Below are 25,321 nucleotides of genomic sequence, written 5' to 3'. Positions count from 1 at the left end.
GGAGATCCGGGCTGCCATGCTTCCCGAGGTTGGCGGCAAGGCGGCAAACCTCGGCGAACTGACGTGGGCTGGTTTTCCGGTTCCGCCTGGGTTTTGCCTCAGCACTGAGGCATATCGGCGCGCACTGCAGGTGGACGAAAACCCCGACGCCGATGGCCAGGGACCTGGGACAGGCACCAGCCTGGACGCTTCGGGCAACACGGCCCGCGCGCTCTCCGAGATAATTCACGAACTCGAGTCCGCCGAGCCGGGAGACCTTGACCGGCTGGGCGTGCTCGCGGCCGGCGCCAGGACCGCAGTGCTCGAGTCCGGTATGCCCGCCGAAATTGAGCAAGCCATCCGCTCGGCCTACACGGGGCTCGGTTCAGATGCCGCGGTGGCCGTCAGGTCTTCCGCGACTGCCGAGGACCTGCCCTTTGCGAGTTTCGCGGGGCAGCAGGACACATACTTGAACGTTGTGGGTGCCGAGGCTGTTCTCGACGCCGTTCGAAAATGCTGGGCATCCCTATGGACGGACCGCGCTGTCAGCTACAGGGCCAGCAATGGAATCCAGCACGCTGCGGTGACCCTCGCCGTCGTTGTTCAACTCATGGTGGATGCGGAGGCGGCAGGCGTCCTCTTCACTGCGAATCCGGTCACGGGGCGTCGCCGCGAAGCAGTCATCGATGCCAACCCCGGCCTCGGTGAGGCAGTGGTCTCAGGCGCGGTGAACCCGGACCATTTCGTGGTGGATTCGCTCACGGGCAGGATCACGCAGCGGAGGCTCGGGGACCGGAAACTCGTGATTCGTTCGCTGCCTGGGGGCGGCACCGAACGCCTTGACGCACCGTCGCATCCGGACTCGGGCTCCGGGTCGGACTTGGGCTCGGGCTCGCCAAGCCAAACTGCCTGCCTGGACGATTCCCAGATCAGGTCCCTGGCAAACGTTGGGCAGCGAGTGGAGGAACACTACGGTTCGCCGCAGGACATCGAATGGGCCTTGGACGGCGACGGAAAGCTATGGCTCACCCAGGCACGCCCCATCACGACGCTTTACCCGAACCCTGTCCGTCCTCACCCAGTCCGTCCGAACTCGGCTCGCCCAAACACTGCTCACCAAAACCCGAATAACTACAGCGCAGCCCCAGGTCCGCACGCGTACTTGTGTTTCAGCCTTGCACAAGGGCTCACGCGCCCGCTTACCCCTATGGGTCTCGCCGCTATCAGGGTCCTTGCTGCGTCGGTGGCGCGCACGGCGGGTTTCCAGGTCCCTGAACCGCGGAACGGTCCTTCGCCATACTATGAGGCCGGAATGCGGATCTATTTCGATCTCGCCACTCCGCTGCGAAGCACCATAGGTCGCGCGATTGTCCCGAAGGCCTTCGACTTCATGGAGTCCCGTTCGGCCACCGTCATGCGGGCGCTGTTTGATGATCCTGGTTTCGCCGTTACCAACAAGACGCCGCTGAAACTGATCAAGCACGTGGCACCTATCGTGCTTCGCTATCGCGTGCCCGAGACACTCGTCCGAGCCATTTTCAAGCCGAAGGAAGCGCTTGAACGCGTCAATAAGGTCGCCGAGGAATTGAAGGCCGCGTTGGCGGTTCCTGCGGATGCCTCTCCGCGGGAAAGGATTGGCCACGTCGAGCGGATCCTCGGCAAGGAACTCTTCACTGTCATACCCAACACCCTGCCGCCGGTTGTGGTCGGCTTCGCAACCATGGGAATTGTCAGGAAACTCCTCGGCGAACAAGCCTCCTGGGACGAACTCCAAACCATCATCCGTGGGCTGCCCAACAATGTCACCACGGAAATGGACCTTGCGCTGTGGCAGCTGGCAACCACCATCCGGGATGATGCCGCGTCCGCCCGCGCCTTCGCCGACGCCGGTCCCGCCGCCCTCGTGCAAAAGTACCGTGAGGGCCGACTGCCCTCTGTCGCCCAGGGCGGACTCGAAGACTTCCTGAGCCGCTACGGGCACCGGGCAGTCGCGGAAATCGACCTCGGCATGGCCCGCTGGTCCGATGATCCCACCCACATCATCGGCGTGCTCATCAACTACCTGCGCCTCGAGGACCCCCGGCTCGCTCCGGACAAACAATTTGAGAAAGCAGCGCGCGACGCCGAGGAACAGGCTGCCGTCCTGGTGGCAAGGGCCCGGTCGAAGAGCGTCTTCCACGCCAAGATTGTGAAAGCCGCGCTAGAGCGCACCCGCATGTTCTCCGGGCTACGCGAGTTCCCGAAATACAACCTCGTGGTTGCTTTGGCCGCTGCCCGGTCCCAACTGGCATTGGTGGGAGAAGCGCTCGCAGAGGCGGGAAGGATCGATGACCCCTCGGACGTTTTCTTCCTCGATTTCGACGACGCCCATAGAGGCCTGGATGGCCAGGACCTCCATGAACTCGTGGCTCGGCGCCGGGACGAATACGAGCTGGAATTGCGCCGCCGCCATGTGCCCAGGGTGCTCCTTTCCGACGGGACTGAACCCGAAGCCTTGCCTTCCGGTAGCCGGAACAGCGGTAAAACAACGGCAAGCGCCCAACGCGGGGGCGCCCAGTCCAACGACATTCCGGAGACCAGTCCCGAAGTGGCTGGCGACGTGCTGCGGGGAGCTCCCGCATCCGCAGGGACCGTGACTGCCGTGGCCAGAGTGATCATGGACCCCGTGGGTGCGCATTTGGAACCGGGGGAGATCCTGGTGGCTCCATCCACCGACCCCGGTTGGACTCCGCTATTCCTAACCGCTGCGGGCCTCGTCATGGAGATGGGCGGTCCAAACTCGCACGGCGCAGTCGTCGCCCGGGAGTACGGGATTCCGGCCGTCGTCGGGGTCCCGGATGCCACTTCCCGGATCACGTCGGGCCAAACGATCACGGTGGACGGCGCAGCTGGCACTGTTGCCTAACGGCGGGGATTCGGCTCAGCCCGGACCTAGATCAACCGCCTAGCCCCAGCCGAGTTCATGCAAGCGGTCGTCCCCGATTCCGAAATGGTGGGCGATCTCATGGATCACCGTAATGGCGACCTCGTCGATCACGTCCTGTCGGGAGGCGCAAATATCCAGGATGGGTTGGCGGAAGATGGTGATCCGGTCCGGGAGTGAGCCAGCGTCCCACCATGAACCGCGTTCCGTCAGCGGCACCCCTTCATACAGGCCGAGCAGAACCGTGCCGGGGTCGTCTCCGGACTGCGGCGTGTAATCGTCTTCAATGAAGATGGCCACGTTGTCCATCGCCCGGGCCGCCTTGTCCGGAATCAGGAGCAAGGCATCACTGACGGCCGCCTCAAAGTCCTCCGGCGACATCTCGAAAGGCGCGGCGCCGCCAGCCTCAGTGCCGCCAGCCGCGCCAGCTACCTCTGCAGCAGCCGTGCCCGCAGCATCGACGTCGGCCGCCCTCGCTGCCGTGGGGCGCACGCCGAAGATGCGCTGGCTAAAGGGAACTTCGCCATCGGGAATAATCGGCAGGCCGGGAGGCAAATCGATGGGCATGTTCCGACTGTAACGCGCGGCTTCATCATTGACGCTGGATGTGGCTGCAGCTACAGTTTTCCGGGCTGGTAATTCGTATAACCAGGCCGCAAGTTAAGCCAAAACAGACAAGGAATCGATGAACCGCCACGGCAGCAGATCCGGCACGACGATGAACGACGTCGCTGCCGCTGCCGGTGTTTCCCAGGCCACAGTGTCGTTGGTGCTCAACGATGCCGCCGGAACGCGATTCTCGGAGGAGACCCGGCAGCGCGTCCACGCTGCCGCCAACCGCTTGGGCTACAGGACCAACGCCCACGCCAAAGTGTTGCGCGATGGCGTGGCGGGAATGATCGGTTTTGTCGGCGACTTCGTGGCCACGGCCCCTTTTGCCGGCAAGATCATTGAAGGCGCCCAGGCCAAAGCATGGGAATCGGGTTTGCTCCTCCTGACGGTGAATACGGGCGGAGACAAGGCCCTCGAAGCCGCATCGTTGGAGGCCATGTTGTCCTACAAGGTGGCCGGAGTGGTCTACGCCGCGATGTACCACCGGGTCCTTGACGTGCCCGACGTCCTGGCCGAGGTGCCCGCCGTCGTGCTTAATTCGCGGGACCGCGCGGGACGCTTTCCCAGCATCGCCCCGCAGGAGGAAGCGGGAGGTTACGTCGCCACGAAAAGGCTCCTCGACGCCGGCCATCGCCGGATCGCGATGATCAACCTTGGGGCCCCGGACGGGGAGTTGCCAGCCGCCGTCGGGCGCTATGACGGATACCGGCGCGCCCTCACGGAAGCGGGCATCGATCCGGATCCCGGCCTCCACAGGATCGGCGACGGGCACGAATCCGGCGGCTTCGACAATGCCCTCGCGCTCATGACCGGCAAGCAGCCGCCCACAGCCGTTTTCTGCGCGAACGACCGCACCGCTTGGGGCGCCTACCAGGCCCTGGCCCAGCTCGGGTTATCCGTCCCGGGCGACGTGTCCGTTGTGGGTTTCGACAACCAGGAAACCCTCGCGCCATATCTGCGCCCCGGCCTGACTACGCTCGAACTGCCCTTCGTCGGGATGGGCAGGCGCGCGGTCGAGCTGCTTTTGGCCGGTGCGGAGCGCGATGGCCGCGCCGAATACTTTGAATGCCCGCTCGTTGAACGCCAGTCCGTGGCCGTGCCACGGGAACCCTCCCACCTAGGAACAGGAACCCCATGAACCACTTCGCGTCCCTCTCGCCCGAGCCGCTCGACGTCGTCGTGGTCGGCGAAGCCCTCATCGACATCGTTCACACGCCGCAAGGCGAGACCGAATACCCGGGTGGATCGCCTGCCAACGTCGCGTACGGCCTGGGCCGGCTTGACGTGAAGGCCGGGTTGCTCACGGCCGTCGGCCGGGACGCGCGCGGCGAGTCCATCGCCACGCACCTGGCTAGCGCCGGCGTCGTGGTGCTGCCCGGTTCGCAGTCGCTCACCAAGACGGCCACCGCGACGGCGGAAATCGCGGCCGACGGTTCGGCCGAGTACTCCTTTGACATCGAATGGTCCTTGGGTCGCGCCACCCTGCCTTATGCGCCGAAGATCCTGCACACGGGCTCGATCGCAACCTTCCTCGAACCCGGCGCCAGCTCGGTGCGGAACCTGTTGGAACAAGCGCAAGGCGGGTGCATGGTCACCTACGATCCCAACATCCGCGCAGACCTCCTCGGCAGCCACGGCGAGGCTTTGCGTATTTTCGAAGAGCTGGTGCCGTTGGCCGGCGTCGTGAAGCTCAGCGACGACGACGCCTTCTGGCTTTACCCGCGCAAGTCCCTCGAAGAGACCGCCCGCCATATCCTGGGCCTCGGCGCGGGCCTGGCCGTGGTGACTCGCGGCGCCGAGGGCTCCCTGATGGCGACGCCGCACACCCAGCTGATCGTTCCCGCGGTGGCTTCCGTGGTGGCGGACACTATCGGTGCCGGCGATTCCTACATGTCGGCCCTGATCCTCGGGCTGCTGCTGCGTGGAAGCCAAGGGTTGGCGCCCACTGTGCTGGAGCGCATCGGACAGACCGCGTCCATGGCCGCCGCCATCACGGTGGGGCGCCGCGGGGCCAACCCGCCCACGCACCGCGAGCTCCTCGCCGGAATGGCGCGGTAGGCGCACCTTTCCGGCGAGGTGGCTAGCGGGACCTGCGCCGGGTGAGCCCGACGCCCACGAGGCAGACGATTCCACCAACGAGGCCCCAGATGCCGGGAATCTCGTGGAGCAATGCCCAGGAAATCAGGATCGTGGTGCCCGGGACGAGGTAGGTCGTGGCGGCGAGCTTTCCCGCTTCAATCAGGGACAAGGCGTAGGCCCACGTGGTGAACGCGATCGCCGTGGGGAAGACGCCCAGGTAAACCAACCCGAGCGTGGCCGGAAGTGGAGCCGCCTGCACCTCGGCCACAAGCTGGCCGGCCCACGGCAAGCAGCACACCGCACCCACCATGATGCCGAACCAGGTCGCTTGCGCTGCCGGGAACTTGCGCAGCACGGGCTTCTGGACGATCACGCTCACCGCGGCGAGGACGGCGGCGAGGAGACACAGCAGCACTCCGGCGACGTCCGCCGTCGAACGCTGACCGGAGCCGAGCGCAATCAGCGCGACCCCGCCGAACGCTACGAGGCTGCCGATGATCAGCCAGCGCGGAAAGCCTTCCTTCAGGATGAAGCCCGCCAGGACGGCGATCAGAATGGGTGAAACGTTGATCAGCATGGCGCTGGTGCCGGCGTCGAGCAAGTGTTCAGCTGCGTTGAGCGCCACGTTGTAGCCGCCGAACCACATGACGCCGTACGCGAGGATCGGCCACCATTCGCGGCCTTTCGGCCAGGTGCGCAGCTTGGGCAGCGCCACAATGCCGAGCGCGACGGCGGCAACCGCCAACCGCCCGAGCGTCAAGGAACCGGGGGAGAAGCTGGGTCCGACGGCGCGGATGCCCACGAAGGCAGACGCCCAAAGGACAACGGTGACGACGACGGCGGCAACGCCGAGCTTGTTGATGGTCCGGGAGTTGGTGGTCGCCGGAGTGACTGGAGTGCTTGTGGCCATGCTGCCAATCTAGCCCGGCGTGACTGCTCCGGACTGGCGGAATTCGGACGTCTTTCAGCAAGAAACTGCCAACATCGGGGAGCGGTTATTCGGCTGCTCGTGCGCCGATTTTGGAATATCCCCACCTATGCTCTAAAGTTTTAGAGTCCAGTTCGGACGAGCGAGATGCGAAAAGCACACGGGAAACCGTAATGTGTTGTTGCCTGTCGCAAATTCGGATTGTTCCAGGCCCCCATCGTCTAGCGGCCTAGGACACCGCCCTTTCACGGCGGCGGCACGGGTTCGAATCCCGTTGGGGGTACGCAAGGAAGTGGTCAAACCAGTCTGAAAAGTCTGGTAGGCTGGAAGCCTTGAAAAAAGCAGTAGAGATACTGCAAACAAGCAAGGCCCTGTAGCGCAGTTGGTTAGCGCGCCGCCCTGTCACGGCGGAGGTCGCGGGTTCAAGTCCCGTCAGGGTCGCTTTGATTGCCGGAAGAAATTCCGGCAATCATGGTGACAATGTCACCTAAGGCTCTGTAGCTCAGTTGGTAGAGCGTTCGACTGAAAATCGAAAGGTCACCGGATCGACGCCGGTCGGAGCCACCACTGGGAAGCGTCAGTTCTTCGGAACCGGCGCTTTTCTTCATTTAAACCAAAACCCGGAATTTCCGGGAAATTTGTTCGGCCACGACGGGCTCCGTCTTCTTTGTATTCCCCTTTGTCTCCGCCTTGTCAGGGGCAAGCGCTAGGGTGGTAATCAACAGAAGGGGAGGGCTACATGGAACAGCAGGAAAGCTTCGCCGCGCCTGACCCGGAGGCCATGGGGGTTCCGGTTTCCGAGGAACACCACGCGCTGCCCGGGAGCGGACGCACCATCATTTCAGATTCCGCCGTCGCCAAGGTTGCAGGCATCGCGGCGAGGGCAGTTCCCGGCGTCTATTCCCTTGGCTCAGCCCCTTCCCGAGCCCTCGGGGCCATCCGTGACGCCGTCGGCAGCCAGGACCATGCAGCCGGGGTACGTGCCGAAGTGGGCGAAACCCAAGTAGCCGTGGACGTCAACCTCGTGGCCGTTTACGGATACCCCCTCCACGACGTCGCCAACCAGGTGCGGGCCGCGGTTTACAGGGCGGTCGAGTCGCTCGTGGGATTGGAAGTCATTGAGGTCAACGTCGAGATCAACGATGTCTATGTTGCCTCGCTCGTCAAGGCCGGAACAAAGGGTGCCTTAGCGGAAAGGGAGCCACTCCAGTGAACATGACTGTCGTCGGAATCGGGATCGGCGCCTTTGTGGCGTTCATGGCGTTCCAATTCGGGCTGTGGGGTTTCGTGATTGCCCTTTTGTTCATGGGCATTGGTGCGCTCCTGGGCCGGGCTGCGGACGGAAAACTTGATCTTCGCAGCGTCCTGGATGCACTGACCGGCCGGCGCTCGTCTTCATGATGTCCGCGGCTGAGGCGGTGCAGCCCGCCACCACGATGGCCGGCCACAACCGGATCAGCACCCAGGCACTCACCGCCTTGGCGCAGGCCGCCGCCGCGGAATCGCTCGGTGTCTCGCCGCAGGATGTCCGCGCCGAATGGTCGGACGACGACGGCCTCTTGGCCCTCTCGATCGCCGCACCGATTGGCGTGCCTTCCCTAGTTGACGTCCTGATGGATCCTTTGAGGCTTGGAAGGTTCGGCGGATCAGTGTGGGAGCGGGCAGTGACGGCGAAGACCACCATCCTTGAGCGTGTGATGGAGCTCAGTGGCTCCACCCTTAGCCGGGTGGATATCCGGATCAGTGGCGCTCGCATCACCGAAGGAGCCCGCGTCCAGTGAGCCATGTGCAGAGAAACGCGCCCCACGGAAACCCCGCACGAAAGATCCCACAGCAGCCAACCACGGATCCGCACATCCCCGGACCGGACTTTGCCGAACCGGACTTTGCCGATCCGCACCCAAACGACACCCAGGCGCCCGGGGTGCCAGTACCGGCGTCGGAAGGGGACAGGATCGACGTCGGACTCCCACGGATGCTTCGGCGGGAATCGCGCTCTTCGCGTGCCGGGATGGCCGGGGTCGCCGCGGTCCTTGTAATCGCCGCGTGCGTCTACGCGCTGTTCGAGTCCGCGCTGCGTGCGCTCGGCCAGCCGCCGTGGCTCATCGACCCCCAGACGGCGGGGGAACGCCTCACGGCCTTGCCTGCGGGGATATCCCCGTTGCTGCTGGGTTCATTGGGCGCCGTAGTGGCCATGGTGGGATTGATTTTCTTCCTGAACGCCATCCTGCCGGGACGGAGGTCCCGGCACCTTCTGGAGGACCCGAGGGCCGGTGTGGTGGTGGATGACGAGGTCATAGCCTCCGCCCTCGCACGGTCGGCAAGGACAGCGGCGAACGTTACGCAGGAACAGGTCATGGTGGTGGTGTCGAAGCGGTACGTCGTGGTCAACGTGCGGCCGACCTCCGGGATACCCCTGCACGAGGAGCGCATCCTCGCGGCCGTCGAAGACGAACTCCGGACCATGTCGCCTTTCCCCATGCCCTCAGTGCGTGTCAACGTGGCAACCTCGGGGGTGATTGGCGCATGAACGGCACTCCGCACGTACTCAACCGCATCCTGATCGGCATTCTCGGACTGACATTGCTGGTTATCGGGATCCTCTTGGTGCTGCTCGCGACGGTTCCCGCGGTGGGCAGTTGGTGGCGCGACTGGTCAACAGGGGTATGGGATCACGCGAAGTTCCTTTCGGAACAGACCCGCATTCCGGGGCGCGAGGAGAGCTGGCTGTGGGTTGCTGCGGCGGCGATCATGATTGTCCTGATCGTGCTGATGGTGGCTTGGGTCGCCCAGCAGGGGAAGGGCAGGGCCAACCTCCTCGTCTCCGAATACGATGACACCCGGACCCCCGGCAGCGTCAGCATCGGCGGAAGCTTCGCGGAGCAAGCACTCAAAGCCGCGCTCGCGGAACGAACGGACCTCGCCGGAATCACCGTCGCCACTTTCGACGTCAGGGGAATTCCGGGACTCAAAATCAGGGTCCAACCCCGCCAAGGCGTCGCGCCACACGCATTGGCTGACGACATTTCCAGGCTCGTCGAAGCACTGGATATGGTGGTGGGCCGCAAAACCCCTGTCGTGATCCACATCGGAGCGGGCGCACGCGCGAGATTCAGCAAGGCCGAGCGCGTCCGCTGAGCCGTGGAATGCCCGCGAGGGGCGTTTAGCGGGCTACAGCGAAACGAGGTACGCCGCGCTATTCGGCGCAATGCCATCCCGCGCGTTCGAACCGCTCCCGGCGCCACTGCTGGAGAGCTCCACCCGGAAGCCGTCCGGCACAGGCAGCGCAGTGGAGCCCATGTTCACCACTGCCATGACGTCGCGGTTGTGGAATGCCAGGACCCCATTGGCTGGATCATGCTCTTCGGCCCACGTGAAGGTACCCGAACCCAATTTCCTGGCCCTGCGGAACTCAAGAATGGAGCGGTACAGCTCAAGCGTGGAACCTTCGACGCCGGCCTGGCGGTCCGCGGCCAGCTCACCGAAGGCTTCGGGCTGCGGCAGCCACGGTTCGGCGGGCGACGCGGCGGGTGCTGCGCCGTCCGGCGACGCGAGCGAGAACCCGAACCCTGGCTCGGCCGAGCTCCACGGCAAAGGCACCCGGCAACCATCCCGGCCGCGCTCCACGCCCCCTGTGCGGAAGAAGCTGGGGTCCTGACGCACTGAGTCGGGCAACGACGTGTGCTCAGGAAGACCCAATTCCTCGCCCTGGTACAGGTAGGCGGAACCGGGCAAGGCAAAGGACACCATCGATGCCGCGCGTGCCCGGGCAAGGCCGAGATCGGCGTCGGGCTGTTCGTCTTGTGCCGCGATGCCCTTGGGGAACGTGGTGGGGTTTTCCAGGCCGAAGCGGCTTGGGTGGCGGACGGTGTCGTGGTTGCTTAGGACCCACGTCGACGGTGCGCCCACGGAACCGGCGGCATCCAGCGAGAGCTCGATCGCCTCGGACATGCGTTCGGCGTCCCAACCGGCCAGGAGGAAATCGAAGTTGAACGCCTGCTGCATTTCGTCGCTGCGGACATACCGCGCGAGCCGCTCGGCCGGCTCCACCCAAGCCTCGGCAACCAACATGCGGTCACCGTCGTATTCGGCAAGGACCTTGTGCCATTCGCGGTAGATCTCGTGGACGCCGTCCTGGTCGAAATAGGGCGACGGCGGATCCAGCGGCGGCTTGACCTGGTGCTCGACGGCGGTGCTCCCGGCGGGTGTCGCGACCGAACCGGCGTGGGAGTGCGCCGTGTGCGGTTCCACGTCTTCGCTGTGGACGCCCGGGGCGGCCGACCCGCCCTCGACCATCGCAGCGGCGCCCTCCCAGTCCGGAAGTCCGGCTTCCTTGACCAAGCCGTGGGCAACGTCCACCCGGAATCCGTCCACTCCGCGGTCCAGCCAGAACCGCAGCACGGAATTCATTTCGTCGTGGACCTCCGGGTTTTCCCAATTGAGGTCCGGCTGTTTCGTGTCGAAAAGGTGCAGGTACCACTCGCCCGGGGTGCCGTCGTCGTTCTTCAAGCGGGTCCAGGCGGGACCGCCGAAGATGGACTTCCAGTTGTTCGGTGCCAGGTCCCCGTCCCCGGAACCGGGAACGGAATCCTTGCCCGGACGGAACATGTAGCGCTCGCGTTCGGGTGAGCCGGGGGCGGCCGCGAGGGCTTCCTGGAACCAGGCGTGCTCGTCCGAAGTGTGGTTCGGCACGAGATCCACGATCACCTTGATGCCCAGGTTGTGGGCTTTCTCCAGCATGGCGTCGAAGTCATCCAGGGTGCCGAAACGTGAGTCGACCGCGCGATAGTCCGCGACGTCGTAGCCCGCGTCCGCTTGGGGCGATTTGTAGAACGGGGAGAGCCACACGGCGTCGACGCCCAGGCTTTGGAGGTAGGGCAATTTCTCGGTGATACCGGCGAGGTCGCCCATCCCGTCCCCGTTGCCGTCGGCGAAGGAGCGAGGATAAATCTGGTAGACGACGGCGCTCGCCCACCACGCGGAGATGCTCGAACCGGGGGTTGGGATCGGGGAGTGCGGCACTTGAATCCTCTCGGCGACATTTTTTGTGTAAACGCTTGCATTCCTAGCAGGAACCTTACTAGTGTGAGGCTCACCACATCAACCGCACTGCGGAAAAACCTGGTTCACTCACTGAGGAGTTCCAAGCATGAACACACGCAAGTACCTTTTGCCGGTAGCTGTCGCCGGCGTGCTAGCCATGTCCCTGTCCGCCTGTGGCGGCGGCGGTGGCGGCAGCACAGCCTCAAGCGGCGGCGACGCCGCGGCCAACCTCGATGGCCGTGGTCCGATCACTTACGTGCAAGGCAAGGACAACTCGAATGTCGTCCGTCCGCTCGTCGACAAATGGAACGCGGCGCACCCGGACCAGAAGGTGACGTTCAAGGAGCAGTCCGACCAGGCGGACCAGCAGCACGACGATCTGGTCCAGAACTTCCAGGCCAAGAACGCCAATTACGACGTCGTTGACGTGGACGTCATTTGGACTGCCGAGTTTGCGGCGAAGGGCTGGCTGCAACCGCTCACCGACAAGATGAGCATCGATACGTCCAAGATGCTGCCTGCCACGGTCAAGACGGCAACGTACAACAACACGCTGTTCGCGGCACCCCAGACCTCTGACGGCGGCATCCTCTTCTACCGCAAGGACCTCGTGCCCACCCCGCCCAAGACCTGGGACGAGATGATGAGCATGTGCCCCATCGCGAAGCAGAACGGCATCGACTGCTACGCAGGACAGTTCGCCAAGTATGAAGGCCTCACCGTGAACGCGGCTGAAGCCATCAACTCGGCCGGCGGCACGATCGTTGGTGACGACGGCAAATCGACGGTGACTTCTGACGCCGCCAAGGCTGGCCTAAACAACCTGGTCGCTGCCTACAAGAACGGAAACATCCCCACCCAGGCCGTCACCTACCAAGAGGAACAGGGCAGGCAGTCCTTCGAGGACGGCAAGCTCCTCTTCCTGCGCAACTGGCCCTACGTCTACAACCTCGCCAAGACGGACGGTTCGTCCAAGGTGAAGGACACCTTCGGCATGGCCCCGCTCCCGGGTAAGGATGGCCCCGGCGCCTCATCCCTCGGTGGACACAACCTCGCCGTCAGCGTCTACTCGCAGCACAAGGCAACGGCCAAGGACTTCCTGACCTTCATGACCAGCGAAGAAACTGAGAAGTTCTACGCCACGCAGGGTTCGCTGGCTCCGGTCCTGGGTTCCTTGTACGACGATCCGACCCTGGTCCAGCAGCTGCCGTACCTTCCGGTGCTGAAGACCTCGATTTCGAATGCCGTGCCGCGCCCGGTCACGCCGTTCTACCCAGCGGTCACCAAAGCCATCCAGGACAATGCCTACGCGGCAATCAAGGGTGACAAGTCCGTCGATCAGGCACTGAAGGACATGGACACGGCCATCAACTCGGCCAGCCAATAGCGACACCCCCAGTAAACCTCGGGCGGCTGGAGCTACAAGCGACCGGCCGCCCGAGGGGCACGCTATCAATTTCCGGAAGGAGGGGACATGTCCACCCTTGCGCAGCCTAAGCGGGCGCCAGAGACACCAAGCCCCAAACCCAAAAAAGTTCAAAAAGAAGTAGGACAGGACCGGGCGGCCACGTCCCAAGGCCGGTGGGCGTTCTGGTTGATTTCGCCCGCCTTGGTGTTGCTCGCCGTCGTCATCGTGTACCCGGTGGTCAACGCGATTGTCATGGCGTTCCAGAAGGACCAGGGTCTTGACCCGGTCACCAAGGTATTCGTCCAGGGTGGAGCCGCCGGCTTTGACAACTTCGTCCACTGGTTGGCCCAGAAATGTGGCTCCGCAGCCTGTGCGCCCGGCACGCTCGGCTCCCAGTTCTGGGACGCAGTAGGAACGACGTTCTTCTTCACGGTGGTCACCGTAGTCCTCGAGACTGTCCTGGGATTCTGGATGGCCATTATCATGGCGCGGACTTTCCGTGGTCGTAGTGCACTTCGGGCTGCTGTCCTGGTTCCGTGGGCCATTCCAACGGCCGTGACCGCGAAGCTGTGGTTCTTCATCTTCGCTTTCGACGGAATCGCCAACAAGCTCTTCGGCACGGCGATCCTATGGACAGGCAGCGAGTGGCCAGCCCGTTGGGCGATCATCATTTCAGACGTTTGGAAGACGACGCCGTTCATGGCCCTCCTGATCTTGGCGGGCCTCCAGATCATCCCGGCAGAAGTGTACGAAGCCGCGAAGGTCGACGGCGCGTCGGCATGGCAGCGTTTCACGCAGATCACCTTGCCGCTGGTGAAGCCGGCACTCATGGTGGCTGTCCTGTTCCGTGTCCTTGACGCACTGCGCATGTATGACCTCCCGGCCATCATGACCCAGGGCTCGAACGGCACAACAACGTTGTCCATCCTGGTGGTTGAACAGATCCGTCAAGGATTCAATTCAGCAGCGGCCTTGTCCACCATCACCTTCTTGATTATCTTCCTCGTTGCGTTCATCTTCGTTCGTTTCCTCGGAGCCAACGCTGTCGCCTCAGCCACACCTAAGACCAAGGGGCAGGAAAAATGACCGCCGTGAGCATTGACACCGCGCCCAAGACGGCAGCCCGACGGCGGGAACGCTGGGCGAACGGACGCACGTACATCAGCGCTGCAATTATCTTCATCTGGTGCTTGATTCCGTTCTACTGGATGATTGTGACCGCGTTCCGCGACGTTGGATACACCTTCGATTCGACGCCTTTTTTCACCCACGTCACCTGGGACAACTTCACCACGGTGTTCTCTGAAAACCTGGGCAACCACTTCGGCCGCAACCTCTTGAACTCCCTCTTGGTGTCAGGAGTGACCACCGTGGTTGCCTTGCTCTTCGGGGTGTTCGCGGCGTATGCCTTGTCCAGGCTCGAATTCCGCTTCAAGTTCCTGGTCCTCGGCTTTATCCTCGGGGCATCGATGTTCCCGGGCGTGGCCTTGGTGACGCCGTTGTTCCAGCTGTTCACCAACATCGGCTGGTACGGCACGTATCAGGCGCTGATCATTCCAAACATCTCGTTTGTGCTCCCCTTGACGGTCTACACCCTGACCTCCTTCTTCCGGGAAATGCCGTGGGAGCTGGAGGAGTCAGCCCGGATTGATGGCTGCACCCAGGGCCAGGCATTCCGCAAGGTGATCATGCCGCTTGCGGCGCCTGCCGTGTTCACCACAGCCATCCTGGCGTTCATCGCCTCGTGGAATGAGTTCCTCATCGCGAGCCAGCTATCCAACGACCAGACCAAGACCGTTACGGTGGCTATCGCCTACTTCGCGGGTGCCCAGGCCCACCAGGAGCCGTACACCGCCGTCATGGCAGCCGGAACAGTTGTGACGATTCCACTGGTGATCCTCGTGCTGATCTTCCAGCGCAAGATCGTGGCGGGCCTGACCGCAGGCGCCGTCAAATGACGCAAACTCCGGATTCGGCCGGGCCGCCCATCGGCAGCCCGGCCAAGGAGCGGCACACGCGAGTGCAATCGGCGGAAGATTTCGACCTCGTGATAGGTTTCCTCGGCTTTTGGGCCTTGGTCCTGCTGGTGATCACCGTGGCCGCCGAGCTCACGTCCCAGCCCGCCCTGGGTTGGGCCCTGGGCCTGCTGGCACTATTGCTGGCACTGTGGGGGATGCTTCGGCTTCGCCGTCGGCTCCCCGCACGGACAACCAGGCGCATCAGGTGAGCAGCCGTCGAAACAATGTTTACGGAATCGGTTAAGGGAGATCAGCCGGAATACTCTGGTTGTCTGCCGTCTGGGAAGGAACCCTCGGCTTCCGAACTGAATAATTGAGGGGGCTTTGAGTGGCTAAGACAAGCGAACGATCCCAGCGTGGCGGCCACGCGGGCGCCAGCATTGAGGACGTCGCAAAGGCCGCGGGCGTTTCCACGGCCACGGTTTCACGGGCCGTCCGGGGACTTCCCCGAGTGTCTCCCGCAACCCGGGAAAAGATCCTGCGGGTTGCGGGAGAGCTCGGCTACGTCGCGTCGTCGTCGGCGTCGGGACTCGCCACGGGGCGCACCAGGACCATCGGCGTCCTGGCACCGTACGTCGATCGTTGGTTCTTCTTCAAGGCCATCGAGGGAGTGGACCGGGAACTCCATGCCCGCGGCTACAACCTCTCCCTCTTTAACCTGGGCGGCCAGCGCGGCGCGCGGGAACGGCTGTTCAGCAAGACCATGGTCTATAAGCAGATCGATGCCCTCCTGGTCCTTTGCATGTCCTTGACGTCCGAGGAAATTGCCGACCTCCAAAGGATCGACATCCCCTTGGTGATCGTCGGAGGGCCGGTGGAGGATTGTCCCAGCATCGGCATCGACGACTATGCGGCTTCCGTGGAAGCCACCATGCATTTGTTGAACCTGGGCCACCGGGAGATCGCCCTCCTCCATGGCCAGGACGATTCAGACTTGAACTTCACAGTGCCTCGGCTCCGCGTGGACGGATTCACTGATGCCATGACCAGTGCGGGCTTCTCGATGCCGCCGGAATGGGATATCTTTGGAAACTTCACGGTAGGCAGCGGGCAGCAAGCTTTTGACGAGCTGTGGAACAAGCCCGGCCCCAAGCCCACCGCGCTCTTCTGTGCTTCCGACGAAATGGCCATGGGCGCAATGCTGCAGGCACGTCGCCGTGGCGTTCGGGTTCCGGAAGATCTGTCCATCATCGGCATCGACAACCACGAATTCGCCGAAGCCATGGGCCTGACCACGGTAGCCCAGGACCCGGTTGAACAGGGCCAGCTTGGCACCCGCATGCTGCTCGACGAATTGGGCGGCGCGGCGGGATCAGTCAGGTCCATGAAGGCGCCCCACCGCCTGATCATCCGTGAAACTACGGCGCCGCCGTGCGCCGCCCCGCCAGCCGAAGCCCACCGAACTGGCCAAAACCAAGCAACTAGGAAGCCCGCGCCAACTGCCTGATCGGGATCCAGCGGGAAGCCAGCCTGCGGTACGCCGCGGCAGCCCCGGTCATGTCCCCTTCGGCCAGGCATTCGATGCCAAGCCGGACGTCCATGGGCGATTCGTCCGGGTAAACCTTGTCCGCCACTGCGCCGTAGTCGAGCTCGACCATCGACTGAACGTGAAACAGCTCGAGCCATTCGGTGAGCTGGGTCAGGTCGTCCAGCATGTCGAGGTCGGGGGCGGCGAGGGCAAGATTGGCCACGGCGAAGCGTGCCCGGTCCAAGGCATCGGTGAGGGAAGCCCAGATTCGCACTGTGAGGATCCGGCCTCCGGATTCCACCACGTCCTTGCGGTCCGACTCCTGGAACAGCGAGAACCAGCTGAACGGGATGCCCCAGGTGGAGGCCCTCGTGTGAACCCGCTTCGCGTCATGGCTCGCGTTGATTCGGTCGATCCGGGCTTGATGCCGGTCCCGCTGGTCCACGGGGATGAGCAGCTCGGCGAGCGGACCGTGGATCCCTTCCATGAGGGCGTTCGCCGCAAGCCCGGCCCGGATGACAAGTTGGCTGGGGCAATAAAGCAGCCGCCCGCCGTCGGGATCGTTCCGGTCAGTAGACGGGATGCGCGTTATCCGCACCAGATCGGTGCTGCCCGTGGGAAAGGGGTCGCCGCCTTCCCGGGTCACGCGGCCCAGGGAGGCGAGCAGCTCGGCGTTCTCGACGGCGGCCCGCGAACCTCCACGATTGCCGTTCGCGACGAGCTGTTGGCGCTGCTCCTCGGGAAAGGCTTCGATCGGTTCGTAGACGCGCAGGGCTGACGAGAACGGCAGCCCCGCTTGACTCCCGTAGATCTTTCCGTTCATCGCAGGGCCGCCTCCTCCGTGTTTGTCAGCTTCCTCAGTCCGCGAGCTCCACGATCACGGGAGCATGGTCCGAGGCACCCTTGCCCTTGCGCTCCTCGCGGTCGATCGAGGCGCCCGTGACGCGGGCGGCCAGTGCCGGCGAGCCCAGGACGAAGTCGATGCGCATGCCTTCCTTCTTGGGGAAGCGCAATTGAGTGTAGTCCCAGTAGGTGTAAACGCCGGGACCCGGAGTGTATTCGCGTGCGACGTCTTTGAAGCCGGCCGCCTCGAACGCGTGGAAGGCTTCCCGCTCGGGTTCGCTGACGTGGGTCATCGCGTTGGCCCGGAAGAAGTCGATGTCCCAAACGTCGTCATCAAACGGCGCGATGTTCCAGTCGCCCATGAGCGCCACTTGGGCTTCGGGATCTTCGGCCACCCAGTTCGCGGCGTGGCCCTTCAAGGTGTCCAGCCATTTGAGCTTGTACGGCATGTGCTCGTCGTCCAAGGCGCGCCCGTTGGGGACGTACAGGCTCCACACCCGCATGCCGTCGCACGTCGCACCGATGGCACGGGCTTCCTGGTGCGGATCCTTGCCTGACTTTCCGAAGGCGGGTTGGTCAACAAAGGTGCGCTCGACGTCGTCGAGCCCTACTCGGGAAGCGATCGCCACACCGTTCCATTGGCTCAAACCGAAGTGGGCAACTTCGTAGCCCATGCGTTCGAAGAGTTCCCACGGGAAGTTGTCGTCCTTGCACTTGGTTTCCTGCATGGCGAGGACGTCGCAGTCGCTGCGCTGCAGCCAAGCCTCCACGCGGTCGGCGCGGGCGCGGAGCGAGTTCACATTCCAGGTAGCAATCTTCACAGCCACTAACTTACCGAACTTGGGAGCGAACGCATCCCCTGTGGCGGATTGCTCCGGAGGCTACCCGGCCAGCAGCAGGGGCCTCGCGGCGCGCCTACGGAGCTTGACGCCGGAGGCGATCAACAGCACCCCGGCGACCACGGAATACGTGGCCAGCAAGGCGACGACGCTCAGGAATCCGCCGGCGGGATTGATCAGCACGAAGAGCCCGAAGAGGATCGTGACGAGTGCTGTGGCCACCCAGAGCCACCATCCCCTGATGTTGGCACGCGCGTCCATTGCGAGGATGAATTGCGAAACGCCGAGGACCAAAGCCCAGACTCCGATGAGTACGCCGAATGCCGCTGCGGTGATGCCCGGCCAAGCGACGGCCACGAGTCCGGTGGCCACCGAGACGATGCCGCCGATCATGCTCCAGCGCGAATGCCGCGCGGGGTCATAAAAGTAATGAGCGATGTTGGTCAGGCCGTCGGTGATGGCCCAAACACCGAAAACATAGACGAGTGCGAAGACCGTTGCGACCGGTAGGGACGCAATCAGAAGGCCAAGGAAAATGGCCAAAACTCCCCGGAACAGAAGTGCCGTTCCGGAATGCTTGAACAACTTGCGCCCTGCGAGGTCGGACATAGCGTCAGTTTAGACCCGGCCGGGTAGCTGGTGAAGGGGCTGCGGGAACTGCTAGCGCATCCCTTCGCGCCGGATTGCGACGGCGATCGCGGCGGCCCGGGTTTCGACGCCGAGCTTGGCGTAGATATGCGCCAGATGGGTTTTGACCGTGGCCTCGGAGATGAACAGCCGCTTGCCGAGTTCGCGGTTGCTGAGGCCTTGGATGAGGAGGCTGAGGAGTTCGGCTTCCCGCGGCGTGAGGACCTCGTCCGGGTTGCGAAGCTGTTGGAAAAGCTTGCTTGCCACCGGAGCGCTCATGACGCTCTTGCCTTGAGCCGCACCCCGGACCGCCGCGAAGATCTCATCCGGTGCGGCGTCCTTGAGGACGTACCCCATGGCCCCGGCATCCACGGCCCTGACGATGTCGGCGTCGGAATCGTACGTGGTGAAAACCAACACCGCCTGCCGGTTATTGGCTTGGCGCAGGCGCTTGATCGCCTCGATTCCGTCCATCCCGTTGCCCATTGCGAGGTCCATCATGACGACGTCGGCCGGGTGCTGTTGGGCTGCGGCGAGCGCTTCCTCGCCGGAAGCGGCTTCGGCGACGACGGCGATGTCCGGTTGGGTGCCCAGGAGCGCCTTGAGTCCGCTCCGGACTACCAGGTGGTCGTCAACGAGGAGGACGGAGATCGGCTTCATGGGTTTTCCTCCGGAGGCAAGGGCAGCTGCGCGGCCACGACGGTTCCTTCGCCCGGGGAGCTCTCCACCGAGAACACGCCACCCAGTTGTTCGACCCGTTGCCTCATGGCGCGCAGGCCGTACCCTCCCTGTTCCGACGGCGGAGGTACCGCTGCGGGATCGAAGCCGCGGCCGTCGTCGAACACGTCCAAGGTGACCCCACCGGGAAGGAAGCCAAGGGTCACGCTGGCTTGTCCGGCGTGGGCGTGGCGCTTGATGTTCGCCGCGGCGCTCTGGGTGACGCGCATCAATGCGTGCCGGACGTCTGCCGGGACGGGTCGGGGCACGCCGGTTACGTGGAACCGGACCGAATCGAGGTGTTGCAGGGCTGCCTGTTCCAGGGCTTCGGGTAGCGGTCCGCCTTCGAGGCCGGCGGCCGAGAGCTCATGGACCAGGCTCCGGGTATCCGCCAGGTTTTGGCGCAGGAGGGTGCCCGCCTTCTGTATCTCCGCCTTCGCCCCCGATTCGGGCCACGAGCGTCGCGCCGCCTCGAGCAGGAGCAGGCTGCTTGCGAGCCCTTGCGTGACGGTGTCATGGATTTCGCGGGAAACGCGCTCGCGTTCCGCCGCGATCCCGGCTTCGCGCTCGCTCGCGGCGAGGCGTTCCTGCGCTTGGGAGACTTCGGCGTGCAGTTGCCGTTGAAGCGCGGCGTCCTGCTCGATCCTGTCGTAGACCATCGTGAGCAAGACGCCGGCGGCGAGCGGTCCCAGCAGCATGGCGACGTCGGTGTCCCCGCTGAGGCGGAACAGTCCGACGGCGGTGGCGAGCGCCGTCACGCCGCCCGCCAGGTACGCTATCCAGCCGCTGAAGGCGACGCGCGACAAGAAGAACAACGCGAAGGAACACCACGCGAAACTCGGCGCGGCGATCACCAGCACGGCCCACGAAAGAACGAGGGCGATCATCCACCACAGCCACGGCTGGCGCCATTTGGCGAGCACGGCCACCACGGTGTAAAGGACACACACGGCAGCAGCCAACGCGATCGTCCCGAGGTTGTCGGCAGGGCTGTGCCGCAGGACGTAGCGCACGCCCGAGGCGACCATGAGCACGGCGAAGCTGAGGTGCACGGCCGTGTCGATCCGCTCCCTCATCGGGTGGGAAACGGAATTGTTCGAGCGGGCCGGCATTCTTCCAATGCTAGGCGGGTTCGTCTTGCGGGTCTCTCCGCCTTTTGGCTGATACCCGGAGCGGAAAGGATGAGCCGGGGAGAGCCGGGCGCCCGATGTGCCCGTTGAGCCAGGTCGGGAGCATTGAACTGTACCTGCTGCCGACCTCCCGGAGGACCGCCATGAAGAAGTCCAACAAGATCCTCGCCGCCGCTGCCGCCGGAGCAATGCTCCTGACCGGCGGAGCGACCGCCGTCGCGAATGCCACGACGCCATCCGCCCCGAGTGCCGCGCCCGCCGTCGCGAAGGCCGCGACCGCCGTCGACGTCAATCCGTCCGCGGAGAACGTCGTCCCCCAGAACCGCATCACCGTGGGCGCGTCGAGCCAAGCCGTGACTGCAGCTTTGGCCAAGTGCCAGGCGGACAAGCTTCCGTTCGTGACGGTGGCCGTCGTCGACCGTTTCGGCACCGTCCAGGCACTGCTCCGGGGCGACAACGCCGCCGAGCACACCATCGAAGCCGCCAAGCAGAAGGCCTATACGGCTGCCGCCTTCGGCGCCCCCACGAGTGAACTCGCCAAGCGGATCAACGGCAACGGACCGTCGATCGACGACCTGCCCGGCACCCTCTTCCTCGCCGGCGGAGTGCCGCTGAAGGTGAACGGTGTTTCGGTGGCCGGGATCGGCGTCGGGGGTGCCCCGGACGGCGCACTCGACGAAGCATGCGCGGCAGCCGGAGCAGCGGTACTCGCGGCTAAGTAAGAAACTTGAGGGGGCGCCTCCTCGAACTAGAAGCTGGCTAGACGGCCTCCAAAATGCTCACGTAATTCGCGATACCTACGCCGCCCATGTTCTGCACGGCACCGCGGCGGGCGCGCGGCAGCTGCATCGCGCCCGCCGTTCCCGTGAGCTGCATCGCGGCGATGACGTGCTGCGAGACGCCGGTCGCGCCAACGGGGTGGCCTTTGGCCTTGAGCCCGCCGGACACATTGACGGGCAGCCTGCCGTCCTTGTAGACCCAGCCTTCCCGTACAGCGCGGGCGCCTTCGCCGCGCGGCGTGAGTCCCATGGCCTCGTACATGATCAACTCGGCGATGGTGAAGCAGTCGTGGACTTCAGCGAAGTCCAACTCGTCGATCCCGACGCCGGCCATCGCGAACGCCCGCTCCCACGAAGCGCGAGTGGCAGTGAACTCCGTGGGGTCGCGGCGCTCCGCCGGGAAAAAGTCGTTCGCGTGCCCGAAGCCCGCCAACCGTACGGGTTCAGTAGCAGCGCCCGACGACGGCCCCAGGGAAAGCACGACGGCGGCGGCGCCGTCGGACACCGGCGAGCAATCGGTGCGGCGGAGCGGCTCGGCGACGATCGGGTTCTTCTCGGAAACCGTGCGGCAAAACTCCTCGCCGAAATCCCGGTGCATCTGCGCGTACGGGTTATCCATGCCGTTGTGGTGGTTCTTGGCGGCAATGGAACCGAGGACGTCGCCGAGGCTCGCGTAGCTTTGTCCAGCTTGAGCAATGCCACCTCCGTACCGCTTGTCGTAGTGCTTGGCTACTTCGGCGAAGAGTCCCGTGAAGCCCGTGGTGGACGGCTTCCCCGCCATTTCGTAGGATGCTCCCAGCAGTGCGGCCCCCACAACGTCTGCTCCGGCGTCGGTCATCTTTTCCGCGCCGATCACCAGGACGTTGCGGGCGGTGCCGGCCAGCACGGACTTCACGCCCTGCTGGAACGCGGCCGAACCCGAGGCACAGGCGTTTTCGGTGCGTGTCGCCGGCACGTTGGCCAATTGCGGGGACACCTGCAGGGCGAGCGAGGACGTGAACCCCAACGGCATCATTCCCGAGTTGAATTGCCCGAGGTAAATCTCGTCGATGTCCCGCGGTTCGAGGCCCGAGTTGGCGATCGCCTCCGTGGACACCCGGACGATCAATGACTCAAGCGTCTCGTCGCTGAGCTTGCCGAACTTGCTGTGTCCCCAACCCGTGAGGAGTACGTCCTTGCCGAAGCGTTCCTTCAGGCTCATGCTGCTTCTCCTTCGTAGTCTTGCCGGAGTTCCACGTCGAACGCCGCTTCCGTCTTGGCCTGGATTTCCGCGATGGTGACCCCCGGCGCGAGGGCCGTCAGCACGAGGCGCCGCCCGCCGTCGTCGTCCTTTGCCTGCAGGAGATCGAAGACCGCAAGGTCGCTGATAATGCGGTCTACCACCCCTTGGCCCGTCAGTGGAAGGGTGCACTCCCGGACGATCTTCGCCGTGCCGTCCTTGGCGTTGTGCTCCGTCAGGACCACGACGCGCGGAGTCCCCGCCACCAGGTCCATGGCCCCGCCCATGCCCTTGACCATCTTCCCCGGGATGGTCCAATTGGCGAGGTCACCGGTTCCGGAAACCTGCATTGCACCGAGGATCGCGACCTTCACATGCCCGCCGCGGATCATGCCGAAGGACGTTGCCGAGTCGAAAATGCTGCCGCCTGGAAGGACTGTGACGGTTTGCTTGCCGGCGTTGATGAGGTCGGCGTCTTCTTCGCCTTCATAGGGGAACGGGCCCATGCCCAGCAGGCCATTCTCGCTCTGCAGGACAACCCGCACACCGTCGGGCAGGTTGTTGGCAACGAGCGTGGGGATGCCGATGCCGAGGTTGACGTAGTCGCCGTCGTTGAGTTCCCGGGCCGCGATGGCCGCCATTTCGTCGCGGGTCCATGCCATGGTTGTGCTCCTTTACTGTGCTGGGTTTAGGCCGGGACTGCTGCGCGGGGCCGGACGGTGCGCTGCTCGATGTCCTTCGTCCTGTTGCTTGCCTGGACGAGGCGCTGAACATAGACGCCCGGCGTCACGATGTGGTTCGGATCCAGCTCGCCCGGCTGTACGATCACCTCGGCCTCCGCGATGGTCACCTTGCCGGCGGTTGCCACCAAGGGGTTGAAGTTCCGGGCCGTATAGCGGTAGATCAGGTTGCCGTCCGTGTCCGCCGTATGCGCGTGGACGAGTGCGACGTCGGCAACGATCCCGCGCTCGCGGACGTAAGTGACGCCGTCGAACTCTTCGAGCGGCTTCCCCTCCGCCACCAAGGTTCCGACGCCGGTCCGCGTGTAGAAAGCGGGGATGCCCGCGCCGCCTGCGCGAAGCCGCTCGGCAAGCGTGCCCTGGGGAGTGAACTCCACCTCGAGCCGGCCCGAAAGGTACTGCTCGGCGAAGAGCTTGTTTTCGCCTACATACGATGCGATGACCTTGCGGACCTGGCCGGCTTCGATCAGGATTCCGAGTCCTTTGCCGTCGATTCCCATGTTGTTGGAAACGATTGTCAGGTCCTGGACGCCGGAATCGCGGACGGCCTCGATCAGGTCGGCAGGGATGCCGCTGAGTCCGAAGCCGCCGACCGCCAGGGTCTGGCCGTCGCGCAGGATGTCATGCAAGGCCTCGGCAGCGCTGTGCTGGAGTCTGGCCATAGGTTCTCCTCGTCGTTGAGTCGCTTGCGAGTCCACTTTGTGGACACGTGTTCTGGGAAAGGAGCCTAGGGGTGCTAGTTCTGGTGGTCAATGGCCCGATTCTTGGTTTTGGCTGGCCGACGGCACAGTGTGGACGGTAGCGTTGAGAGTGTCCATATTGTGGAGGATTTTTTGAAAGGGGTCATTTTGGCGACTCGGCAGGTTCAAGGCGCGCCCGTCCAGGGCGCGCAAGTCGTTGGTCGCGTAGCGGGGCTTTTGCGCCTCGTCGGGCGCAAGCCGGAGGGCATGTCCATCGCTGGCCTGGTTCGCGAATCGGGATTGACGCGTCCCACCGTCTACCGCTTGCTCACATCCCTGGCCGCCGAAGGCCTCCTCGACCACGACCACAAGACCGGAAACTGGATCCTTGGCCCGGAGATGTTCCTGCTGGGCTCTGTGGCCGCGGCCCGGTTCCCCTTCGAAGACCTTGCCCGGCCCAGTCTGCGTCGCTTGGCCGAGGAAACCGGTGAAAGTGCCTTTTATTCGATTCGACGCGGCAATGAAACGGTTTGCGTGCTGCGCGAGGAAGGGAGCTTCCCTGTCCGCTCCTTCGTCCTGCACGAGGGGGTGAGGTTTCCGCTCGGAGTTGCTTCGGCCGGGACGGCGATGATGGCGTTCCTGCCAGAGGATGAACAGGACGCCATTTTGTCCGGCTGGGAACAGCATGCGGGGGATTTCGCCACGGGCCACTCACTGGAGATTGTCCGGGTCAGCCTGGAAAGGACCAGGCTGACCGGCTATTCGGTGAATCCGGGGTTGGTCCTCGAAGGCAGTTGGGGGATGGCGGCTGCCGTTTTCGATGCTCTGGGCAGGCCGGTCGGCGCATTGTCCCTGACCGGCATCGAACCAAGGTTCCGCCCCGAAAGACAAGAATTCCTCGGCAAGCTGCTCATGGAAGAAGCCCACAAAATCAGCTCCGCCCGGCCCGACCCCACTTGAGTTTGTGTACACCTAACACCCCCTAAGATTGGCGGTTTCTAGGGGTCGTTGCAACACTTGGTGGTTAGGTGGTTAGTAGTAAATCACGTAGGCGCTCGGCTGGGGTTTTCCAGTCGAGCGTTTTGCGTGGGCGGCCGTTGAGTTCCTGGGCGACGTGTTCGAGGTCTTCGGGTCCGTAGACGGACAGGTCGGTGCCTTTGGGGAAGTATTGGCGCAGCAGGCCGTTGGTGTTCTCGTTCGAGCCGCGTTGCCAGGGGCTAGCGGGGTCGCAGAAGTAGACCTGCATGTCGGTGGCCATGGTGAAGGCTTTGTGTCCGGCCATTTCGGAG

The 25,321-nt window shown here is 64.2% G+C and carries 27 protein-coding genes and 3 tRNA genes; 18 read left to right on the top strand and 12 right to left on the bottom strand.

Features of this window, described 5'->3' with window-relative positions:
- Nucleotides 1–16 precede the first annotated feature (16 nt).
- Nucleotides 17–2,884: a PEP/pyruvate-binding domain-containing protein gene (locus E1809_RS06300; protein WP_235835489.1), complete on the top strand. Its 2,868-nt coding sequence runs from the start codon at nt 17–19 to the stop codon at nt 2,882–2,884.
- 39 nt (nt 2,885–2,923) lie between these two features.
- Here the strand turns inward: E1809_RS06300 and E1809_RS06295 are convergent, their stop codons facing one another.
- Nucleotides 2,924–3,469, bottom strand: coding sequence for a metallopeptidase family protein (locus E1809_RS06295; protein ID WP_133203371.1), 546 nt, complete (start codon nt 3,467–3,469; stop codon nt 2,924–2,926).
- 118 nt (nt 3,470–3,587) lie between these two features.
- Between E1809_RS06295 and E1809_RS06290 the strand changes: the two genes are divergently transcribed.
- The gene (locus E1809_RS06290; RefSeq protein WP_235835480.1) at nt 3,588–4,652 is read left to right on the top strand and encodes a LacI family DNA-binding transcriptional regulator; all 1,065 of its coding nucleotides are present in this window, start codon (nt 3,588–3,590) and stop codon (nt 4,650–4,652) included.
- Nucleotides 4,649–5,572, top strand: coding sequence for a carbohydrate kinase family protein (locus tag E1809_RS06285; protein WP_133203370.1), 924 nt, complete (start codon nt 4,649–4,651; stop codon nt 5,570–5,572). The genes E1809_RS06290 and E1809_RS06285 overlap by 4 nt, the downstream gene beginning before the upstream one ends.
- Nucleotides 5,573–5,594: 22 nt before the next feature.
- Here E1809_RS06285 and E1809_RS06280 read toward each other — a convergent pair whose 3' ends face one another.
- Entirely contained in the window at nt 5,595–6,503 is a 909-nt protein-coding gene (locus E1809_RS06280) for a DMT family transporter (RefSeq protein WP_133203369.1), read from the bottom strand.
- Between the two features lie 228 nt (nt 6,504–6,731).
- Here E1809_RS06280 and E1809_RS06275 point away from each other — a divergent pair.
- The 8 genes from E1809_RS06275 to E1809_RS06240 all read left to right on the top strand — a co-directional run bounded on the left by E1809_RS06275 (nt 6,732) and on the right by E1809_RS06240 (nt 9,659).
- Nucleotides 6,732–6,804, top strand: a tRNA-Glu gene (locus E1809_RS06275).
- 84 nt (nt 6,805–6,888) lie between these two features.
- A tRNA-Asp gene (locus E1809_RS06270) sits at nt 6,889–6,962 on the top strand.
- A gap of 50 nt (nt 6,963–7,012) precedes the next feature.
- A tRNA-Phe gene (locus E1809_RS06265) sits at nt 7,013–7,088 on the top strand.
- Nucleotides 7,089–7,260: 172 nt separating this feature from the next.
- Nucleotides 7,261–7,734 (top strand): Asp23/Gls24 family envelope stress response protein, encoded by a 474-nt coding sequence (locus tag E1809_RS06260; RefSeq protein WP_374102672.1) that lies wholly within the window; start codon nt 7,261–7,263, stop codon nt 7,732–7,734.
- Complete coding sequence (locus E1809_RS06255) at nt 7,731–7,922, top strand: DUF2273 domain-containing protein (protein WP_028265653.1); 192 nt, start codon at nt 7,731–7,733, stop codon at nt 7,920–7,922. Before E1809_RS06260 ends, E1809_RS06255 begins: the two co-directional genes overlap by 4 nt.
- Nucleotides 7,922–8,302 carry a hypothetical protein gene (locus E1809_RS06250; protein ID WP_133203515.1) on the top strand — a complete coding sequence of 127 codons (381 nt, stop codon included), beginning with the start codon at nt 7,922–7,924 and terminating at the stop codon, nt 8,300–8,302. The genes E1809_RS06255 and E1809_RS06250 overlap by 1 nt, the downstream gene beginning before the upstream one ends.
- A 143-nt stretch (nt 8,303–8,445) precedes the next feature.
- The gene (locus tag E1809_RS06245; protein WP_133203514.1) at nt 8,446–9,051 is read left to right on the top strand and encodes a DUF6286 domain-containing protein; all 606 of its coding nucleotides are present in this window, start codon (nt 8,446–8,448) and stop codon (nt 9,049–9,051) included.
- Nucleotides 9,048–9,659, top strand: a complete 612-nt coding sequence (locus E1809_RS06240; RefSeq protein ID WP_133203368.1) for a hypothetical protein — start codon at nt 9,048–9,050, stop codon at nt 9,657–9,659. The genes E1809_RS06245 and E1809_RS06240 overlap by 4 nt, the downstream gene beginning before the upstream one ends.
- 33 nt (nt 9,660–9,692) lie before the next feature.
- On the opposite strand, the gene E1809_RS06235 is transcribed toward E1809_RS06240, so the two are convergent.
- Entirely contained in the window at nt 9,693–11,543 is a 1,851-nt protein-coding gene (locus E1809_RS06235) for a glycoside hydrolase family 13 protein (RefSeq protein WP_374102673.1), read from the bottom strand.
- Between the two features lie 127 nt (nt 11,544–11,670).
- Here E1809_RS06235 and E1809_RS06230 point away from each other — a divergent pair, with 127 nt between their 5' ends.
- The 5 genes from E1809_RS06230 (at nt 11,671) to E1809_RS06210 (ending at nt 16,437) form a co-directional block, all read left to right on the top strand.
- Nucleotides 11,671–12,951 (top strand): ABC transporter substrate-binding protein, encoded by a 1,281-nt coding sequence (locus tag E1809_RS06230; RefSeq protein ID WP_133203367.1) that lies wholly within the window; start codon nt 11,671–11,673, stop codon nt 12,949–12,951.
- An 87-nt stretch (nt 12,952–13,038) separates the two neighbouring features.
- Nucleotides 13,039–14,058 (top strand): carbohydrate ABC transporter permease, encoded by a 1,020-nt coding sequence (locus tag E1809_RS06225; RefSeq protein ID WP_133203366.1) that lies wholly within the window; start codon nt 13,039–13,041, stop codon nt 14,056–14,058.
- A 5-nt stretch (nt 14,059–14,063) separates the two neighbouring features.
- Nucleotides 14,064–14,930, top strand: a complete 867-nt coding sequence (locus E1809_RS06220) for a carbohydrate ABC transporter permease (protein WP_407921054.1) — start codon at nt 14,064–14,066, stop codon at nt 14,928–14,930.
- Nucleotides 14,927–15,199, top strand: coding sequence for a hypothetical protein (locus E1809_RS06215; protein ID WP_235835479.1), 273 nt, complete (start codon nt 14,927–14,929; stop codon nt 15,197–15,199). Before E1809_RS06220 ends, E1809_RS06215 begins: the two co-directional genes overlap by 4 nt.
- Before the next feature lie 119 nt (nt 15,200–15,318).
- Entirely contained in the window at nt 15,319–16,437 is a 1,119-nt protein-coding gene (locus tag E1809_RS06210) for a LacI family DNA-binding transcriptional regulator (RefSeq protein ID WP_133203364.1), read from the top strand.
- Here the strand turns inward: E1809_RS06210 and E1809_RS06205 are convergent.
- The 5 genes from E1809_RS06205 to E1809_RS06185 are packed head-to-tail and all read right to left on the bottom strand — an operon-like array spanning nt 16,412 to nt 20,596.
- The gene (locus tag E1809_RS06205; protein ID WP_133203363.1) at nt 16,412–17,281 is read right to left on the bottom strand and encodes a hypothetical protein; all 870 of its coding nucleotides are present in this window, start codon (nt 17,279–17,281) and stop codon (nt 16,412–16,414) included. The genes E1809_RS06210 and E1809_RS06205 overlap by 26 nt on opposite strands.
- A 34-nt stretch (nt 17,282–17,315) precedes the next feature.
- Nucleotides 17,316–18,122 carry an exodeoxyribonuclease III gene (locus E1809_RS06200; protein ID WP_133203362.1) on the bottom strand — a complete coding sequence of 269 codons (807 nt, stop codon included), beginning with the start codon at nt 18,120–18,122 and terminating at the stop codon, nt 17,316–17,318.
- A gap of 60 nt (nt 18,123–18,182) precedes the next feature.
- On the bottom strand, nt 18,183–18,749 hold the full coding sequence (locus E1809_RS06195; RefSeq protein WP_133203361.1) for an HdeD family acid-resistance protein: 567 nt from the start codon (nt 18,747–18,749) through the stop codon (nt 18,183–18,185).
- Nucleotides 18,750–18,800: 51 nt separating this feature from the next.
- The gene (locus E1809_RS06190; protein WP_133203360.1) at nt 18,801–19,427 is read right to left on the bottom strand and encodes a response regulator; all 627 of its coding nucleotides are present in this window, start codon (nt 19,425–19,427) and stop codon (nt 18,801–18,803) included.
- The gene (locus E1809_RS06185; RefSeq protein WP_133203359.1) at nt 19,424–20,596 is read right to left on the bottom strand and encodes a sensor histidine kinase; all 1,173 of its coding nucleotides are present in this window, start codon (nt 20,594–20,596) and stop codon (nt 19,424–19,426) included. Before E1809_RS06185 ends, E1809_RS06190 begins: the two co-directional genes overlap by 4 nt.
- A 161-nt stretch (nt 20,597–20,757) precedes the next feature.
- Between E1809_RS06185 and E1809_RS06180 the strand changes: the two genes are divergently transcribed.
- Nucleotides 20,758–21,336: a GlcG/HbpS family heme-binding protein gene (locus E1809_RS06180; protein ID WP_133203358.1), complete on the top strand. Its 579-nt coding sequence runs from the start codon at nt 20,758–20,760 to the stop codon at nt 21,334–21,336.
- 37 nt (nt 21,337–21,373) lie between these two features.
- Here the strand turns inward: E1809_RS06180 and E1809_RS06175 are convergent, their stop codons facing one another.
- The 3 genes from E1809_RS06175 to E1809_RS06165 are packed head-to-tail and all read right to left on the bottom strand — an operon-like array spanning nt 21,374 to nt 24,014.
- Nucleotides 21,374–22,594 (bottom strand): acetyl-CoA acetyltransferase, encoded by a 1,221-nt coding sequence (locus tag E1809_RS06175; protein ID WP_133203357.1) that lies wholly within the window; start codon nt 22,592–22,594, stop codon nt 21,374–21,376.
- Nucleotides 22,591–23,274, bottom strand: a complete 684-nt coding sequence (locus E1809_RS06170; protein WP_133203356.1) for a CoA transferase subunit B — start codon at nt 23,272–23,274, stop codon at nt 22,591–22,593. Before E1809_RS06170 ends, E1809_RS06175 begins: the two co-directional genes overlap by 4 nt.
- Nucleotides 23,275–23,300: 26 nt before the next feature.
- Nucleotides 23,301–24,014, bottom strand: coding sequence for a CoA transferase subunit A (locus tag E1809_RS06165; RefSeq protein WP_133203355.1), 714 nt, complete (start codon nt 24,012–24,014; stop codon nt 23,301–23,303).
- A gap of 186 nt (nt 24,015–24,200) precedes the next feature.
- Between E1809_RS06165 and E1809_RS06160 the strand changes: the two genes are divergently transcribed.
- Nucleotides 24,201–24,992, top strand: a complete 792-nt coding sequence (locus E1809_RS06160) for an IclR family transcriptional regulator (RefSeq protein ID WP_235835478.1) — start codon at nt 24,201–24,203, stop codon at nt 24,990–24,992.
- A 64-nt stretch (nt 24,993–25,056) separates the two neighbouring features.
- Here the strand turns inward: E1809_RS06160 and E1809_RS06155 are convergent.
- The coding region (locus E1809_RS06155) for an IS30 family transposase (RefSeq protein ID WP_133203353.1) at nt 25,057–25,321 on the bottom strand (265 nt) is incomplete at its 5' end.

Origin of the sequence: Arthrobacter terricola (genome assembly GCF_004354015.1) — a bacterium.
Classification (GTDB): domain Bacteria; phylum Actinomycetota; class Actinomycetes; order Actinomycetales; family Micrococcaceae; genus Arthrobacter; species Arthrobacter terricola.
The sequence above is the reverse complement of the archived record's forward strand: the minus strand, read 5'-3'. Positions and strand labels throughout refer to the sequence as shown.

Excerpts from the sequence above, each read along its gene's own strand:
- E1809_RS06300 (WP_235835489.1), top strand. The coding sequence starts at position 17 with ATGCTTCCCGAGGTTGGCGGCAAGGCGGCAAACCTCGGCGAACTGACG.
- E1809_RS06295 (WP_133203371.1), bottom strand. The coding sequence starts at position 3,469 with ATGCCCATCGATTTGCCTCCCGGCCTGCCGATTATTCCCGATGGCGAA.
- E1809_RS06290 (WP_235835480.1), top strand. The coding sequence starts at position 3,588 with ATGAACCGCCACGGCAGCAGATCCGGCACGACGATGAACGACGTCGCT.
- E1809_RS06285 (WP_133203370.1), top strand. The coding sequence starts at position 4,649 with ATGAACCACTTCGCGTCCCTCTCGCCCGAGCCGCTCGACGTCGTCGTG.
- E1809_RS06280 (WP_133203369.1), bottom strand. The coding sequence starts at position 6,503 with ATGGCCACAAGCACTCCAGTCACTCCGGCGACCACCAACTCCCGGACC.
- E1809_RS06260 (WP_374102672.1), top strand. The coding sequence starts at position 7,261 with ATGGAACAGCAGGAAAGCTTCGCCGCGCCTGACCCGGAGGCCATGGGG.
- E1809_RS06250 (WP_133203515.1), top strand. The coding sequence starts at position 7,922 with ATGTCCGCGGCTGAGGCGGTGCAGCCCGCCACCACGATGGCCGGCCAC.
- E1809_RS06240 (WP_133203368.1), top strand. The coding sequence starts at position 9,048 with ATGAACGGCACTCCGCACGTACTCAACCGCATCCTGATCGGCATTCTC.
- E1809_RS06230 (WP_133203367.1), top strand. The coding sequence starts at position 11,671 with ATGAACACACGCAAGTACCTTTTGCCGGTAGCTGTCGCCGGCGTGCTA.
- E1809_RS06225 (WP_133203366.1), top strand. The coding sequence starts at position 13,039 with ATGTCCACCCTTGCGCAGCCTAAGCGGGCGCCAGAGACACCAAGCCCC.
- E1809_RS06215 (WP_235835479.1), top strand. The coding sequence starts at position 14,927 with ATGACGCAAACTCCGGATTCGGCCGGGCCGCCCATCGGCAGCCCGGCC.
- E1809_RS06205 (WP_133203363.1), bottom strand. The coding sequence starts at position 17,281 with ATGAACGGAAAGATCTACGGGAGTCAAGCGGGGCTGCCGTTCTCGTCA.
- E1809_RS06195 (WP_133203361.1), bottom strand. The coding sequence starts at position 18,749 with ATGTCCGACCTCGCAGGGCGCAAGTTGTTCAAGCATTCCGGAACGGCA.
- E1809_RS06190 (WP_133203360.1), bottom strand. The coding sequence starts at position 19,427 with ATGAAGCCGATCTCCGTCCTCCTCGTTGACGACCACCTGGTAGTCCGG.
- E1809_RS06185 (WP_133203359.1), bottom strand. The coding sequence starts at position 20,596 with ATGCCGGCCCGCTCGAACAATTCCGTTTCCCACCCGATGAGGGAGCGG.
- E1809_RS06180 (WP_133203358.1), top strand. The coding sequence starts at position 20,758 with ATGAAGAAGTCCAACAAGATCCTCGCCGCCGCTGCCGCCGGAGCAATG.
- E1809_RS06175 (WP_133203357.1), bottom strand. The coding sequence starts at position 22,594 with ATGAGCCTGAAGGAACGCTTCGGCAAGGACGTACTCCTCACGGGTTGG.
- E1809_RS06170 (WP_133203356.1), bottom strand. The coding sequence starts at position 23,274 with ATGGCATGGACCCGCGACGAAATGGCGGCCATCGCGGCCCGGGAACTC.
- E1809_RS06165 (WP_133203355.1), bottom strand. The coding sequence starts at position 24,014 with ATGGCCAGACTCCAGCACAGCGCTGCCGAGGCCTTGCATGACATCCTG.